At 53.8% G+C, this 14,766-nt stretch carries 14 protein-coding genes; 10 read left to right on the plus strand and 4 right to left on the minus strand.

The window, feature by feature from the left end; translation table 11 throughout:
* The first annotated feature begins 172 nt into the window (after window positions 1-172).
* A complete protein-coding gene (locus tag FHT67_RS14635) occupies window positions 173-1,036 on the plus strand; it encodes an ABC transporter permease (RefSeq protein WP_167199334.1) in 864 nt (287 codons plus the stop codon).
* Here the strand turns inward: FHT67_RS14635 and FHT67_RS14640 are convergent.
* Window positions 1,033-1,827: a 3'-5' exonuclease gene (locus FHT67_RS14640; RefSeq protein ID WP_132310001.1), complete on the minus strand. Its 795-nt coding sequence runs from the start codon at window positions 1,825-1,827 to the stop codon at window positions 1,033-1,035. The two genes, FHT67_RS14635 and FHT67_RS14640, sit on opposite strands and share 4 nt — an antisense overlap.
* 113 nt (window positions 1,828-1,940) lie before the next feature.
* On the opposite strand from FHT67_RS14640, the gene FHT67_RS14645 reads away from it, so the two are divergent.
* The 4 genes from FHT67_RS14645 to FHT67_RS14660 all read left to right on the plus strand — a co-directional run bounded on the left by FHT67_RS14645 (window position 1,941) and on the right by FHT67_RS14660 (window position 5,147).
* A complete protein-coding gene (locus tag FHT67_RS14645) occupies window positions 1,941-2,534 on the plus strand; it encodes a TetR/AcrR family transcriptional regulator (protein WP_167199337.1) in 594 nt (197 codons plus the stop codon).
* A gap of 253 nt (window positions 2,535-2,787) precedes the next feature.
* Window positions 2,788-3,822, plus strand: a complete 1,035-nt coding sequence (locus tag FHT67_RS14650; protein ID WP_243711727.1) for an aliphatic sulfonate ABC transporter substrate-binding protein — start codon at window positions 2,788-2,790, stop codon at window positions 3,820-3,822.
* A gap of 30 nt (window positions 3,823-3,852) precedes the next feature.
* The gene (locus FHT67_RS14655) at window positions 3,853-4,782 is read left to right on the plus strand and encodes a TauD/TfdA dioxygenase family protein (protein ID WP_167199340.1); all 930 of its coding nucleotides are present in this window, start codon (window positions 3,853-3,855) and stop codon (window positions 4,780-4,782) included.
* A 56-nt stretch (window positions 4,783-4,838) separates the two neighbouring features.
* The gene (locus FHT67_RS14660) at window positions 4,839-5,147 is read left to right on the plus strand and encodes a Dabb family protein (protein ID WP_132310005.1); all 309 of its coding nucleotides are present in this window, start codon (window positions 4,839-4,841) and stop codon (window positions 5,145-5,147) included.
* Window positions 5,148-5,229: 82 nt separating this feature from the next.
* Here the strand turns inward: FHT67_RS14660 and FHT67_RS14665 are convergent, their stop codons facing one another.
* Window positions 5,230-5,457 (minus strand): DUF2642 domain-containing protein, encoded by a 228-nt coding sequence (locus FHT67_RS14665; protein WP_162862767.1) that lies wholly within the window; start codon window positions 5,455-5,457, stop codon window positions 5,230-5,232.
* Window positions 5,458-5,635: 178 nt separating this feature from the next.
* Between FHT67_RS14665 and FHT67_RS14670 the strand changes: the two genes are divergently transcribed.
* From FHT67_RS14670 to FHT67_RS14690, 5 genes are all read left to right on the plus strand, one after another.
* Window positions 5,636-6,304 carry a bifunctional 2-keto-4-hydroxyglutarate aldolase/2-keto-3-deoxy-6-phosphogluconate aldolase gene (locus FHT67_RS14670; RefSeq protein ID WP_132310007.1) on the plus strand — a complete coding sequence of 223 codons (669 nt, stop codon included), beginning with the start codon at window positions 5,636-5,638 and terminating at the stop codon, window positions 6,302-6,304.
* Between the two features lie 183 nt (window positions 6,305-6,487).
* A complete protein-coding gene (fumC, locus tag FHT67_RS14675) occupies window positions 6,488-7,873 on the plus strand; it encodes a class II fumarate hydratase (RefSeq protein WP_167199343.1) in 1,386 nt (461 codons plus the stop codon).
* 706 nt (window positions 7,874-8,579) lie between these two features.
* Window positions 8,580-10,529 carry an ABC-F family ATP-binding cassette domain-containing protein gene (locus tag FHT67_RS14680; protein WP_132310010.1) on the plus strand — a complete coding sequence of 650 codons (1,950 nt, stop codon included), beginning with the start codon at window positions 8,580-8,582 and terminating at the stop codon, window positions 10,527-10,529.
* Between the two features lie 58 nt (window positions 10,530-10,587).
* Complete coding sequence (locus tag FHT67_RS14685) at window positions 10,588-11,217, plus strand: fumarylacetoacetate hydrolase family protein (protein ID WP_132310011.1); 630 nt, start codon at window positions 10,588-10,590, stop codon at window positions 11,215-11,217.
* 136 nt (window positions 11,218-11,353) lie between these two features.
* Window positions 11,354-12,871: an MFS transporter gene (locus FHT67_RS14690; protein ID WP_167199346.1), complete on the plus strand. Its 1,518-nt coding sequence runs from the start codon at window positions 11,354-11,356 to the stop codon at window positions 12,869-12,871.
* Window positions 12,872-12,949: 78 nt separating this feature from the next.
* On the opposite strand, the gene FHT67_RS14695 is transcribed toward FHT67_RS14690, so the two are convergent.
* Complete coding sequence (locus FHT67_RS14695) at window positions 12,950-13,384, minus strand: Dps family protein (RefSeq protein WP_132310015.1); 435 nt, start codon at window positions 13,382-13,384, stop codon at window positions 12,950-12,952.
* 57 nt (window positions 13,385-13,441) lie between these two features.
* Window positions 13,442-14,476 (minus strand): LacI family DNA-binding transcriptional regulator, encoded by a 1,035-nt coding sequence (locus FHT67_RS14700; RefSeq protein ID WP_167199349.1) that lies wholly within the window; start codon window positions 14,474-14,476, stop codon window positions 13,442-13,444.
* Window positions 14,477-14,766 lie beyond the last annotated feature (290 nt).

Consider the following 14,766-nt stretch of genomic DNA (forward strand, 5'->3'; position numbering starts at 1 on the left):
AAAATTCAAATCAAGAAACAAACCGCAAGGAACAATCGACCGAACAACCGAAGCCTTAGCGCCGAACAAACCGTCGCAAGGAACATCGATCGATTAACCGGAGCCTCAGCGCCGAACAAACCGCAAGGAACGCTTGCCCCAAACAACCGGAGCACAGAAAGGAAGATCAACCATGTCCAATCCTGCAACTGAAGCATTACAAGGAGCAACGCCGCCCCCGGCGGCGGCTTCCAAGCCGATCGCGGCTGTTCGCGCCGCGAGGAAGAAAGGGGACTTCAAGGGAAGAAAGCTGCTGATGGGCAGCCTGCTGCCGCTTGTTATTCTTGGAGGCTGGCAATACGTCAGCGGCACGGGAATCGTAGACGCCATGCTGTTCCCGGCGCCATCCTCCATTATTAAAGAGTTTTACGAAATGATCGTCTCCGGCGAGTTGTTCCGCCATCTGGAGATCAGCGTGCTCCGGGCGCTGCTTGGCTTTCTGCTTGGCGGGAGTCTCGGGCTGCTCTGCGGCCTTGCGGTAGGCATGTTCAGCAAGGTAGAGGAGATCGTGGATCCTACCGTTCAAATGATCCGAACCGTACCGCTCCTTGCGATCACGCCGCTGTTTATTTTGTGGTTCGGGTTTGGGGAGACTTCGAAAATCCTGTTAATCGCGCTGGGAGCGTTTTTCCCGCTGTATGTAAATACGTTTCTTGGTGTACGGAACGTGGATTCCAAGCTGTTTGACGTGGCGAGGGTATTGGAATTCAAGCAGGTGAACCAGATGATCCGCCTTGTCCTTCCGGCGGCTATGCCGAACGTGCTGCTCGGACTTCGGCTTTCGATCAGTATTGCGTGGCTGGTGCTTGTCGTGGCGGAACTGATGGGTGCCGACCGGGGCATCGGCTACTTGATTCAAGATGCCCGGTCGTTTATGCGCACCGAGGTGGTGTTTATCGGCATTATTCTGTTTGCTGCCGTCGGCAAGCTGACGGACTCGCTGGTACGGATACTGGAGCGGCGCCTGCTCAAATGGCGCGACAGCTACAAGGGTTAGCTGCCGGCAGGGCTTTGCTGCGGCGGAGCCTGCCGCGGCGGAAGCTTGGCGGCCTCCGCTTCGAAATACTCCTTCAGCTCGGCCTCCTTGCGAGGATCCGTCAGGGCAACCTTGCCCTCCAAGTGCTTGCTGACCAGCAGCTCCCATGTAGGGGCTGCCTTTTGAGTACGCATGGCGCGCACGGCGTTTTTAACCATGCGGCGTTCCTTCGCATTCGTGTACAGGTCTTTGTATTTCTGCTTGTAAGCTTCGAGATCCAAGTGTTCGAAGATGGCGCGGAACACGTCGGCCGTCATGATCGCATCGTCCAGCGCCCGGTGGGCATTTCCTCCGGAGACCAGGTTAAGATCGGTCAATGCGGCTTCAACGCTAACGTCGTTTGTGATATTTTTATAGCGGAGATAGCCCTTCAGCAGGTCGAAATAATCGATGGAGAGCCAGAAGGCGTCATCCAGCTTATGCATCCGGGTATCGTAGACGATCCGTTTCAGGTCTTCGCCGCCCCAAGTAAAGAGCATAAAGGGCTCTCCGCGGTCCAGCCACTTCATGAACTCGCCGATCACGCGCGGAAATTTCGGTGCTATATCAATCTCTTCCTGCGGAATGCCCGTCTTTTTCTTAATAAAGGAATTCAGCTTGGAGAAGTAGACCGGCTTGATCAAGGAAGAAAAAATATCGGTCTGCTGCAAATCGGCATTCAGCCGCACGGCGCCAATCTCAATGACTTCCATGGGGAGGTCGCTTGCGAATTTGCGTCCGTTAAATTCAATGTCCAGAATAATATAATCCATTTATTAACCCCCGATAAATTGCTCATGCCTATCCATTCTAACAGAAATGCGAAGGAAACAGGAATGAGCGTGTGAGAACCTCTTGAGAGGATCATGGCGAAGGAGCAGATATTATGGCCAGGAACGTCATCAAAGACCAGCAGCAAAGGGAACTGCGCCGCAATCAGATATTGTCGGCAGCGGCTTCCGTCTTTACCGTGCGCGGCGTAGCCGTAGCGAAAATATCCGATATCGCGACCGAAGCGGGATTAAGCTACGGCCATGTTTATAATTTTTTCGAATCGAAGGAGAAGATTCTATTGGCACTCGTACAGTCCTCGCAGGAGAGGTATACCGAGCTGCTGCTCGAAGCGCGCGGCGGCGGCGGAACCGCACCCGAGAAGCTTAGGTGGCTCATCGAACAATATCTGCAGAAGGGCAGGACGTCCACGCATTTCTGGGTCGTGCTCCAGGCGCAGGCGACCGAGGTGCTAAGTCCGGAGGAGAAAGCGGAGATCAATGAGAAGGCCCAGGCTAACCGCGATCTGCTCGCTGATATTATACGCGACGGGCAGACGGAAGGCACAATCGTGGATGGGAATGCGGTTGAGCTGGCAACGCTGCTGTTATCGCTGTTTCAGAGCACGTCGATATGGGGTTACCGCGGCTTCGGCGAGCCTTCCGGTCATGCCGTCGATATCATGCTGCGGCTTGTTTTAAGAAAGTAAACCAAACGGATTGGAATAATCGGAAAAAAGTGGTTGACAGCAAAAAAGTCAGCTGTTATGATCAAAATCACCAAATGACAAATTGATCAATTTATCAGTTTGTCGAGCGCAGAGAATGAAGAGTCGACTGGTCTACCGGAGATTCGATTTCTTAACCTTTACCTAATCACAGGGGAAGGTTAAGAATCGAATCTTTTTTATTCTCTAAATCCGATTAAACAAATAAGTTAAGTTTCATTAAGGGAGATGAAGCATGATGAAGAGAAACAAGTTTCGGGCTTTAACGCTGACGGCTTTATCGGTGATAGCGCTGGTTACGGTGCTGGCCGGCTGCGGCGGCAAGGCGTCGAAGGATTCAACCGCATCGGCGGCTTCGGCTAACGGAGGCACGGCTGAACGGCCGCATGTGACGGTCAACGTAGCTATCAACGGAGGATTGTCGCCGCTGCTTCTGGCCAAGGAAAAGGGGTGGCTTGTGGAGGAGTTCAATACGCTTAACGCCGACGTCAGCTGGAGTGAATTCCAGAGCGGGCCTCCGCTGCTTGAGTCGCTAGCTTCCAAACGCGTCGATCTCTCCTTCCTGGGGGATGGCGCAACGATTTCCGGTTTATCGGCAAACCTGCCTTTCGAGGTCATCGCTCTTCTAAGCGACGGCAAGCTGTCCAACTCGATTATTACGCCGAAGGATAAAGGGATCACGAAGGTCGAGGATCTGAAGGGCAAGTCGATTGCGGTTGCCAAAGGCACAACGGCGCATGTGTTCCTGCTCAAAGTGCTGGAGAAATACGGATTGAGCGACAAGGACGTCAATCTGATTGCGCTGCAGCCGGAGGATGCGCTGCCGGCCTTCGAGACCGGCAAGGTGGATGCTTGGGTAACATGGGATCCTTACACGACGAAGGAGACCGCATCGGGCAAAGCGACGGTTATCGCGGGATCCAACGAAGGCATTGCCGCACCGGTATCGGCTATCGCGAGAACGGATTTTGCCAAGAGCAATCCGGAGCTTGTCACGGCGTTCCTGAAAGTTTACAAGCAGGCGATTGATTGGCAGAACGCCCATAACGACGAGGCGGTGCAGATCTATGCGGATCTGAAAAAGATTGATGCGGGCGTGGTAAAAGCGCTGCTTGCCAGCTCCGCGCCTAGTCTTCGCGCTTATTCGCAAGAAGAGCTGGACGCCCAGCAGAAGTCGGCAGAGCTCCTGCTCAGCAACGGCTTCATTAAGAATAAGATTAGCTTCCAGGAGCATGTCGACTCGAGTTTTCTTGAGAAGCTGTCCCAATAAATCATTTATTTAAAAAAGGAGCGATTAACCATGACTCAATTAACCGTAGACACATCCCGTCAATTCGATCTTTTTGCGAAACGCACGATTCAAGGCGGCCCGCGTTACCTGCAGCGTTTGGCCGACGGCTTGGAAGACCGTCCTTATACGTTGTTTACGCTGAAGCCGCTAGGTCCGGTCATCGGTGCCGAGATTGAAGGAGTAGATCTCAGAGAGCAAGTATCGCCGGAGGTTAAGGCAGAGCTTCACCGCGCGCTGCTGGAATGGAAGGTTCTTTTCTTCCGCAATCAGGACATTACGAGCGAGCAGCAGCTGAATTTTGCGAAACAATGGGGAGAGCTTGAGAATCATCCGTTCCTGCCAAAGGGCGCAGCGGCCGAGATTACCCGTTTCGAGAAGGATGCGAACATGAAAGGGCAGGAGAACAACTGGCATACCGATGTAAGCTGGCGCTTGGAGCCGTCCCTCGGCGCCGTTCTGCGGTTGTCCGAGGTGCCTCCTCAAGGCGGAGACACGCTGTGGGCGGACATGGGGGCTGCTTACGATAACCTTCCTGAAGCCGTGAAGGAGCGGATTGACGATTTAACCGCTATTCATGATTTTACGCCGACCTTTGGCCGAAACATGCCGCCGGAGCTGCTTGCGCAGAAGCAGGCTGAATTCCCCGCGGCGGAGCATCCGGTAGTCCGTACGCATCCGGAGACGGGACGCAAGACGTTGTTTGTAAATCCGATTTTCACGACGCGTATTGTTGGCCTGGCTGAGGAAGAAGGGGAGAAGCTGCTTCAGTACCTGTTCCGTCAGGCGGAAATTCCGGAATACCAAGTGCGCTTCCATTGGGAGAAAAATTCGATCGCGCTGTGGGATAACCGTTCGACCCAGCATTACGCCTCCTCCGATTATTATCCAAACCGCCGCGTAGCGGAACGAATTTCCATTCTTGGCGACCGCCCTTATTAATTATATACTTAGGGCAGGCTTGGCCTATCATAGCGTTATAAAAGGAGAGGAAGCACTTGCCCAGCGCAACTTGGATTCAGCATTCCGTTATTTTTACCTTGAAGCATGAAGAAGGCTCGGAGCAGGAACGTCAGTTTCTCGAGGACGGCAAAGCGATTCTCAGCTCCATTCCCGTGGTTCGGCAGTTCCGGGTTTTCCGTCAAGTAAGCCCGAAGAATGACTATAAGTTCGGGTTCTCGATGGAGTTCGCCGATCAGGCGGCTTACGAGTCTTATAATGCGCATCCGCTGCATACTGCCTTCGTAGCGGAGCGTTGGGAGAAGGAAGTAGAAGCGTTCCTCGAAATCGATTATTCGGAAGCTTAAAGAAGTATAGACAATGGGAGGGTGTTCCTTTGGGGCCGGTTATGGCTGCCGGGAACACCCTCTTTTCGCTTGCGCAAAGCGATTAATAGGCCGGTTCGAAGGTAAATGAGGCAATATTCATGACAAGCACGTATTTGGTCTGGTTCGTATCCGTGGTCAAGGTGAGGTAAGCAGGGTCGAAAGCCGTCAGAATGCCTTGTACATCGCCGGCTGCGGTCGATACGGTCATTAACTGGCCCTTGTGGCGGGTCATCAGGGAGAAGAGGGTGGAGCCCGGCGTAATAAGATGGGAAGCGGATGGCGTTGTCATTGGATTCATTCCTTTCTTGGTAGGTCTGACTCGTATATTATAAGTATCCGCTTACAAGCAAAAACGGAACCAGTTTTTTTGCAGGGTTGTCCGAATGTGAAACATAGGCCTATAATGGAGCGGGAATGTTCAATCTTTTTGCGTTTATTTCACTTATGACTATGGGAGGTCATTTTTCATGAAGAAGCTGAAAGTACTTGGGCAATTAACAGAGGCGGGTGTCGTTGCGGTTCTGCGCGCGGATTCTCCGGAGGAAGTAGCCGAAATGGCGCGCCGTGCCATTAAAGGCGGCATTAAAGCGATTGAAATTACGATGACGGTACCGTTCGCGCTACGCGCGATTGAACAGCTGTCGAAGGAGTATTCCAGCACGGCTTCGCCGGATGCGGACAACTTCGCGATTATCGGCGTAGGCACCGTGCTTGATCCGGAAACGGCGCGCGCGGCGATTATGGCCGGAGCGGAATTTGTGGTAGCGCCTGCTTTTAACCCGGATACGATTAAGCTTTGCAACCGTTACGCGATTCCGGTTATGCCGGGCACGATGACGGTTCATGAAATTCAAAGCGCGCTTGAGATGGGGGTTGATGTAGTCAAGCTGTTCCCTGGCAACCTGTTCTCGCCAAGCATTATCCCGTCGATTAAAGGTCCGCTGCCGCAAGCGAACATTATGCCGACTGGCGGCGTATCGCTCTCCAACCTGAAGGATTGGATCAAGGCTGGAGCCGTTGCGGTAGGTATCGGTTCCGACCTGACGAAGGATGCCGTGGCAACGGGCGACTTCTCGCTGATCGAGCAAAAAGCAAGCGCCTATATGGAAGCCTATCGCGCCGCGAAAGGGCTGTAAGTGATTGAAACGTCCCGGAGATGGAGAGCTTTGCTTCTTCCTCTTGGGGCGTTTTTGCTTGCTGGGCCTGAAATTATGCCGTCCCGGCATGGATATGAGGCGGTAATCGTATTGAAATGACCGGGTGCTTTTGTATAAAGTAGTACTATGTGCATGTAAACATGAAGGAGGCCGTTAAAGAGCATGGAATACCGGATTGAGAAAGACACAATGGGCGAGATTAAAGTTGCTGCGGACAGAATGTGGGGGGCTCAAACCCAACGCAGCTTGGAAAACTTCAAAATCAGCGGCGAAAAAATGCCGCTTCAAGTCGTATATGCGATGGCGATCATCAAGAAAGCGGCTGCGAACGCAAACCTGAAGCTGGGCAAGCTCGACGCGGAGAAAGCCGGCGTCATCGGCGAAGCGGTTGACGAGATTCTGGCCGGCAAATGGGACGAGCATTTCCCGCTTGTCGTATGGCAGACAGGCAGCGGCACGCAAACGAACATGAACGTGAACGAGGTTGTTGCTCACCGTGCGAACCAATTGCTTGCCGAACGCGGCAGCGAAGCCCGCATCCACCCGAACGATGACGTTAACCGTTCCCAAAGCTCGAACGATACGTTCCCGGCAGCTCTTCACATCGCGGGCGTAATCGACGTGGAAGACAAGCTGATCCCGGCAATCGACGTGCTGGCCGGCACGTTTGTCGAGAAGATGGAGAAGTTCGATAACATCGTCAAAATCGGCAGAACGCATTTGCAGGATGCTACTCCAATCACGCTTGGCCAAGAAATCAGCGGCTGGCATGCCATGCTCGAGAAAACACGCGCGATGCTGATCCAAAGCATTGATCAAATGCGCGAGCTGGCGCTTGGCGGTACGGCGGTTGGCACGGGCCTGAACGCTCATCCGGACTTCGCGGTGAAGGTAGCGGAAGAAGTAACGGCTCTGACGGGCAAAACGTTTATCACGGCTCCTAACAAATTCCACTCGCTGACAAGCCATGACCAAATCGTGTACGCGCACGGCGCGGTTAAAGCGCTCGCTGCGGATCTGATGAAAATCGCGAACGACATTCGCTGGCTGGCAAGCGGTCCTCGCTGCGGCATCGGCGAGATCACGATTCCGGAGAACGAGCCGGGCAGTTCCATTATGCCGGGCAAAGTAAACCCTACGCAAAGCGAAGCGCTGACCATGGCCGCTTGCCAAGTGTTCGGCAACGACGCAACGATCGGCTTCGCGGCAAGCCAAGGCAACTTCGAGCTTAACGTGTTCAAGCCGGTTATTATCTACAACTTCCTGCAATCCGTTGCTCTGATGGCGGACGGAATGATCTCGTTCAACGACAACTGCGCGGTTGGCATCGAGCCAAACGAAGCGGTCATCAAGCGCAACCTGGAGCAATCGCTCATGCTGGTTACGGCGCTGAACCCGTACATCGGCTACGAGAACGCGGCGGCAATCGCGAAAAACGCGCACAAAAAAGGACTGACGCTGAAGGAATCCGCGATCGCAAGCGGCCTCCTCACTTCGGAGCAGTTCGACGAATACGTGAAGCCGGAAGCGATGGTCGGCAAGCGTTAATATTAGATAGGGCAGGCTCCGGGGTTCCCGGAGCCTGTTTTTTGTATGCATGCCTTTCGGGGAGGCGCACTGCGCGGCTGGCGGATCTGCGCCGAAAAGTGAGGGTTAAGGTCCCTAAGGGGCCTTAACGGTGTTCGGCGGGGTGCGAGTCGGGCTCTTAAGGCCTTTTAGGGACCTTAAGGCTGGCGTAGGACGCTGACACTGGTGTAAATGTTCTGAAGAGTGTGTCGTTAAGGTCCCTAAGGGGCCTTAACGATAGTTTGATGCGTGTGAATTGTTCTCTTAAGGCCCTTAAAGGGCCTTAGAGTTGGCCAAGGCAGCAAGAAACTGGCTTTGGTTGCAGTCAACGGGCTAAGCTTAACGATGTGGGACATCGTTAAAGTGACTATTTAGTGGAAGGTCAGCGGACTTAGCGATGTGCGACATCGTAAAGGGAAGAGAAAAGTCGGGGAAATGAGCAAAATGGGCGGTTTTGACTGGGCTTAACGATACGCCTTATCGTTAAGCCATCAGAAATGGGGCAGCTAGTGGTTCTTAACGATACGCGACATCTATAAGCTGTTTGCGTGAGGCGTGAGGCAGGGCTGCTGAGGTTTCCTGCTGGATGGGTCCGGGTGCCAGCGGACGGCGGAATATGGTATGATACGGATGGCAGATGCCGCAAGCGGCGGCTGCACATTTTGGGTGTAAAGTAGGGTAACTTATTATGCATTTATTATCGGTTGAACATATAACGAAAAGCTATGGCGAGAAAATGCTCTTCGAGGACGTGACCTTTGGCGTCGAAGAGGGCGACAAAATCGGCATTATCGGCGTCAACGGAACGGGCAAGTCGACGTTCCTGAAGGTTATCGCCGGAATAGAACCTGCCGATTCCGGCAGTATCTCGATCGGCAACCGCGTCGTTGTGCGGATGCTGGCGCAGGACCCGACGTTTGCGCCGGGCGAGACGGCGCTCGAGCATGTGCTTGGCGGCGATTCGCCGCAGCTGCGCGCCGTGCGCGAATATGCGGCTTCGCTTGAAGCGCTTGAGCTGAAGCCAAGCGACGAGTCGCTGCAGGAGCGCCTGATCAAGGCTAACCAGAAGATGGACGAGCTGGACGCCTGGACGCTGGAAAGCGAAGCGAAGACGGCGCTTGGCCGGCTGGGGATCCAGAACTTCAACGATAAGGTAGAGACGTTCTCCGGCGGTCAGAGAAAGCGCGTGGCGATGGCGGCGGCGCTGCTGCAGCCTTCGGATATCCTTATTCTGGACGAGCCTACCAACCATATCGATAACGAATCCGTTGCTTGGCTGGAAAGCATGCTGCAAAAGCGCAGAGGCGCGCTGCTCATGATTACCCATGACCGCTATTTCCTGGATCGGGTAAGCAACCGCGTGATCGAGCTGGATAAAGGGCGGGCATTCTTCTATGAAGCGAACTACAGCCGTTTCCTTGAGCTGAAGGTAGAACGCGAGGAGCGGGAAGCGGCTTCGGAGGACAAGCGGCAGAATCTGCTGAGAAGCGAGCTCGCTTGGATCCGGCGCGGAGCGAAAGCCAGATCGACCAAGCAGAAGGCTCGGATCGACCGGTTCGAAGCGCTTAAGGCGCAAGCGCCGAAGCAAGCAGGCGGCAAAATGGACGTATCGGTAGCATCCACGCGCCTCGGCAAAAAAATCGTGGAGATGGAGTCGGTCAGCAAACGGTTTGGCGACCGCACGCTTATTCGCGATTTCAGCTATATCGCCGTGCCGGAAGACCGAGTCGGCATTGTTGGCCGAAACGGCGAAGGCAAATCTACGTTGCTGAAGCTCATCGCGGACAAGCTGCAGCCGGATGAAGGCAAGATCGAGCTTGGCATGACGGTTAAGCTGGGATGGTTCTCGCAGGAGCATGAAGAGATGGACGAATCGCTTCGCGTCATCGAATATATCCGCGAAGGAGCGGAACAGGTGAAAACGGCAGACGGCACTACGATCTCCGCCGGCCAGATGCTGGAGCGGTTTCTTTTCCCGCCTGCGATGCAATGGTCGATTATCGGCAAGCTGTCCGGCGGCGAGAAGCGCCGTCTGCAGCTGCTGCGCGTCCTGATGAACGCGCCTAACGTGCTGCTGCTCGACGAGCCTACCAATGATCTCGATATCGCGACGCTGTCGGTGCTCGAGGATTACCTCGACGATTTCCCGGGCGTTGTGTTTGTGGTATCCCATGACCGTTACTTCCTTGACCGGACCGTAGATAAAATCTTTGCCTTTGAAGGCAATGGCGTGATTACGCAGCATGTCGGCAACTACACCGAATACCAGGAGTATGTGGAGAAGTTCGGCGTCTCTACGGAAATGGCGGGCAGCGTAAAGCCGGCACAGGCGGCAGCTAAGCCTGCAGCAGAACCTTCTGCGGCAGCCGCGGACAGCGGAAGCAAGCCATCCGGCGAACGTTTGCGCATGTCGTACAAGGACCAGAAGGATTTCGAGCAGATTGACGGCTGGATCGCCAAGGCGGAGGAGCAGCTGGCGGCCGTGACGGAAAAAATGAACAACGCGGGCAGCGACTCAGCGCTATTGCAGCAATTAGTGGAAGAGCAGCAGCAGCTGGAGTCCAAGCTGGAAGAGCTGATGGACCGTTGGGCGGAGCTTAACGAGCTGGCCGAGAAGATCGAGGCGCAGAAGAAATAAGTTTATGCATACGAAGCAAGAATGGCTTCGCAATTCTTTTCTAGGAGGATCCCCATTCATGGCAAACGAAATTCGCAACATCTACTGCATCGGCCGGAACTACCGGCTGCATGCGCTTGAGCTTGGCAACGAAGTGCCGGAGGAGCCGCTTGTCTTTACGAAGCCTTCTCATGCGGTAGCGCCGATGAACGGCAACGTCGTCGAAATTCCGGGTGGGCGCGGGGAAGTGCATTTCGAGCTGGAGCTTGTGCTTCGCATTGCGCGTCCGCTTGAGCCGGGCATGTCGCCGGACGAGATTATTGACGGATTGGCGCTTGGACTCGACCTGACGCTCCGCGATGTGCAAAGCAAGCTCAAGGCCAAAGGCCAGCCTTGGCTGGATGCCAAAGGCTTCAAAGCTTCCGCGCCGCTTGGCGAATGGATGGCTTATCCGGGCGAGGAAGGGCTGAAAGCATTCGATTTTGCCCTGATGCGCAACGGGGAGCAAGCGCAGCTTGGCAATTCGAAGGATATGCTGTTTAGCATCTCCGAGCTGGTGCGCCATATCGATTCGCGTTACGGCCTTGGCGAAGGCGACATTATCTTCACCGGCACGCCTGCCGGCGTAGCCGCTTTGCATGACGGCGACGTGCTTGAAGCGCTGTGGAACGGCGAAAAAGCAGCCAGCTGTACGGTGAAGCTGGTTTAGCGCCCCATAAACCGAACTAGACTGTCGAGATCAAGATGATCGACAGTCTTTTTTTTTATTCTGCTTCGGTTTAAATTCCGTTTAAATTCGGCGGGTATGATGATTCCAGATCAACGAAGTAGAGAGGTGCTTAACGGTGACTGTGAATAAAAACAATAAAACGCTCATCCTGATCGGCTTGCTGCTTGGCCTTATATTTGCCGAGATGGATGAGACCGTCGTTTCAACGGCGATGCCAACGATTATCCGCGAGCTGCACGGGTTATCGCTGTACGGCTGGGTAGCCGGCGTGTATATGCTGGCAATGACGATTGCTATGCCGATATTGGGCAGACTTGCCGATGTATTTGGCCGGAAAAAAATATACATGAGCTGTATGGCCTTGTTCTGTCTCGGTTCCATCGTATGCGGCTCCGCCGACTCCATGGCCCAGCTGCTTATCGGCAGAGGCATTCAAGGCATCGGCGCCGGCGGATTAATGCCTATCGCGCTTGTTATTATCGGTGAATCCTTCCCGCTGGAGCAGCGCGCGAAGGTGCAAAGCCTCATTGGTCCATTGATGATTCTGCCGCAGCTAATCGGACCAACCATCGGCGGTTATTTTGTCGGAAATCTCAATTGGCATTGGCTGTTCCTGATCAATATTCCCGTAGCGGTTATCGCGGTTGCCTTCTTGTTCAAAGGACTGCATGAGTCCAAAGGGGAAGAAAAGCATGCCATCGACTGGGCAGGGGCGGGAACGCTTGTCGCCGCGCTGCTGTCCTTCCTGATTGCGCCCGTATTGATCGATAATCAGGGATTAAGCTGGTCGTCTCCGATCATCATCGGCCTGCTGGTTTTATCTGCCGCTCTGATCGCCCTGTTTATTCGGATTGAGTCGAGAGCGAAGGAGCCGATCATTCCGCTTCATCTGTTCCGCAACCGGAATGTCGTTGTCTTATCCCTTCTTGTCTTTACGTTAATGCTTGGGCTAATGGGCGGAATCGCAACCTTCCCGTTCTTTGCGCAAAATGTGATGGGACTTACGCCAACCGAAGCGGGTTATCTGATGTTCGCCTTTATGGCGGGAGCCATCCCGTCCAGTATCGTAAACGGATTTTTAATTACCCGTGTCGCTTATCGCAACCTGTTTATTACCTGCTTCCTCCTGCCGCTTGTGGGAATATTCATGCTCACGCAGCTGGCCGTAAGCACAGTTCCGCTGTTTGTTATCATTGCCTTCTTTGTCATGGGACTAGGCATCGGAGCGTTGTTTGGCGGAGATAACCTGATCGTGCAGGAGTCCGTAGAGAAAAGGCATAGCGGCGTAGCGCTAGGCACGGTACAGCTGTTCCAGTCGCTTGGCGCTACGGTTGGTCTCAGCGTATTCGGCAGTGTTCTCGCCAAGAGTATTAAAGACGGCGTAAACAGCTTGTCGAGCGGAATGGATCCGGGGACGGTCGATTCGATCAAGACGGGCGGGATTCCGGCCGGATTGCCATCTGATCTCGTGCTGAAGATCCAAACGGTATTTGCCCATTCCTTCGACCATATCTTCGCTATCGCGCTTGGATTCGCGGCGGTCTCCTTTGTCATCACCTGGTTCTTGAAGAAGGAAGTGCTCACGAAACATGAGGAGTCAGAAGAGGAGGCAGCTGGACAAACGGTTGCTTGAAACTTTCCGGCATCCTAACAAATACCCCCGCCGAGGCCGGTAGCCTGAAGCGGGGGTGTTTGGTCTTAGGGCGGGAAATCACGCGTTAAACGCGGTCAGCATCCAGACATGCTTCTCGAGGGTGGTGTGGATGGCAAGCAGCATATCGGCGGTGGTTTCGTCGCCTGCGTCTTGCGCGATATCCATGCCTTCCTTCAACTCGCTGATGATAATAGAGAAGTCGTTAATCAGCGCTTCGACCATCTGGTGGGCCGATTCGCTGCCGGAGGCTTCCTTGATGCTGGCGATTCGCAGGTATTCCGCCATCGTCGCAACCGGTGCGCCTTTTAACGCCAGCAGCCGTTCGGCAAGCTCATCGACATGAAGAGCCGCCTCCTCGTAGAACTCCTGGAATTTGACATGCAGGGTGAAAAACTGAGTGCCTTTGACATACCAATGAAAGTTGTGCAATTTGATGTACAGGACGCTCCAGTTGGCGATTTGTTTATTGAGAACGTCATTTGTTTGTGTCATAGGGTTTCACATTCCTTTCCTAGGCAGTAGTGTGCGTCAAGGAAAGGTTTTGCATACTTAAAAACCGCGGCTGGCGGCAAGGCGGACGGACGATTCGCGAACGATCAGCCGGTGCGGGATAATGACATTCGCCTGATGGATCGGCTCGCCCTGGATCTGGCGGATCAGCAGCTGCGAGGCTGTATAGCCAAGCTGGTACGTGCCGATATCTACCGAGCTGATTGGCGGCGTGGCAAGCTCCGACAACGCAATATTGTTAAAGCTGACAAGGCTGATGTCATCGGGCACTTTATAGCCGATTTCCGTTAAGCCGCGAAGCACGCCAAACGCCACCACATCGTCAATGACCACAAGCCCTGTCGGGCGTTCCGGCAGTCCCATGATAAACGACATCGCGCGGAAGCCGCTTTCCTGCAGGAATTCGCCTTCCACAATCCACTCCGACTGCAGGGGCAGTCCTGCTTCGCGCATCGCTTTTTTATAGCCTTCCATCCGGTCATTCGAGACGGTCAGATTGGTGGGTCCGCTCACAAAGCCGATTCGGGCATGGCCTTGCTTGATCAGATGCTGGGTGGCGTCATATGCAGCTTGTACGTTATCGTTGTTGACCGTCATCACCCGGCTGTATTCTTCGCCGGCGCGGCCGATCAGAATGCTCGGGAAATCCTGCTCGTTCAAATAACGGATAAGCGGATCGTTCACCCTTGCGGACAGCAGGATGACCCCGTCTACGCGTCTGCCGAACACAAGCCGGGAGATCGTCTCGGTCTCGTCATGCGCGCTTGTTGCCGTCGTAAGCAGCATATCATAGCCCGCTCTGGTGGAGTGGGTCAATATTCCTCTTAACAGTTCTCCGAAAAAGAAGTCCTGGAACAGCTCTTCCGCCGGGCGGGGGAGCATGATGGCTAACGTCTTGGTTGTCTTCGAGACCAGGCTTTTTGCCATGACGTTCGGGTGATAGCCCATTTCCTCCATGATCTTTTTAACTTTCGCGGACGTTTCCTTGCTGATTCGAGGATGATTGGATACCACCCGCGACACGGTCGAAGGGGAAACTCCTGCGGCTTTCGCAATATCTTTTATGGTTACCATCGTTATCGTGATCCCCTTACTCTTATGCAATCGTTTGAACTCTATGCATCCATGTTACTTGAATGGTTCTTTAAAGTAAACGGGCAAGTCAGGACTTGGCCATGCAATAAGTGAGATATTGGGTAAAAGCAAGAAAACCGAAGAAAATGGGAGATAACCATAAAATTACTTGCACAGATCATCTGTGCAAACGTTTTAACAAACGCAATAGGCTGTTGTATGATGAATCCGTGGATATAACGCTTTCATGATGAGTTTTGGCGTTAAAAGGGCCAAAAACAGACGAAAAC

This window comes from Paenibacillus sp. BK720, assembly GCF_011761545.1.
Taxonomy (GTDB): domain Bacteria; phylum Bacillota; class Bacilli; order Paenibacillales; family Paenibacillaceae; genus Pristimantibacillus.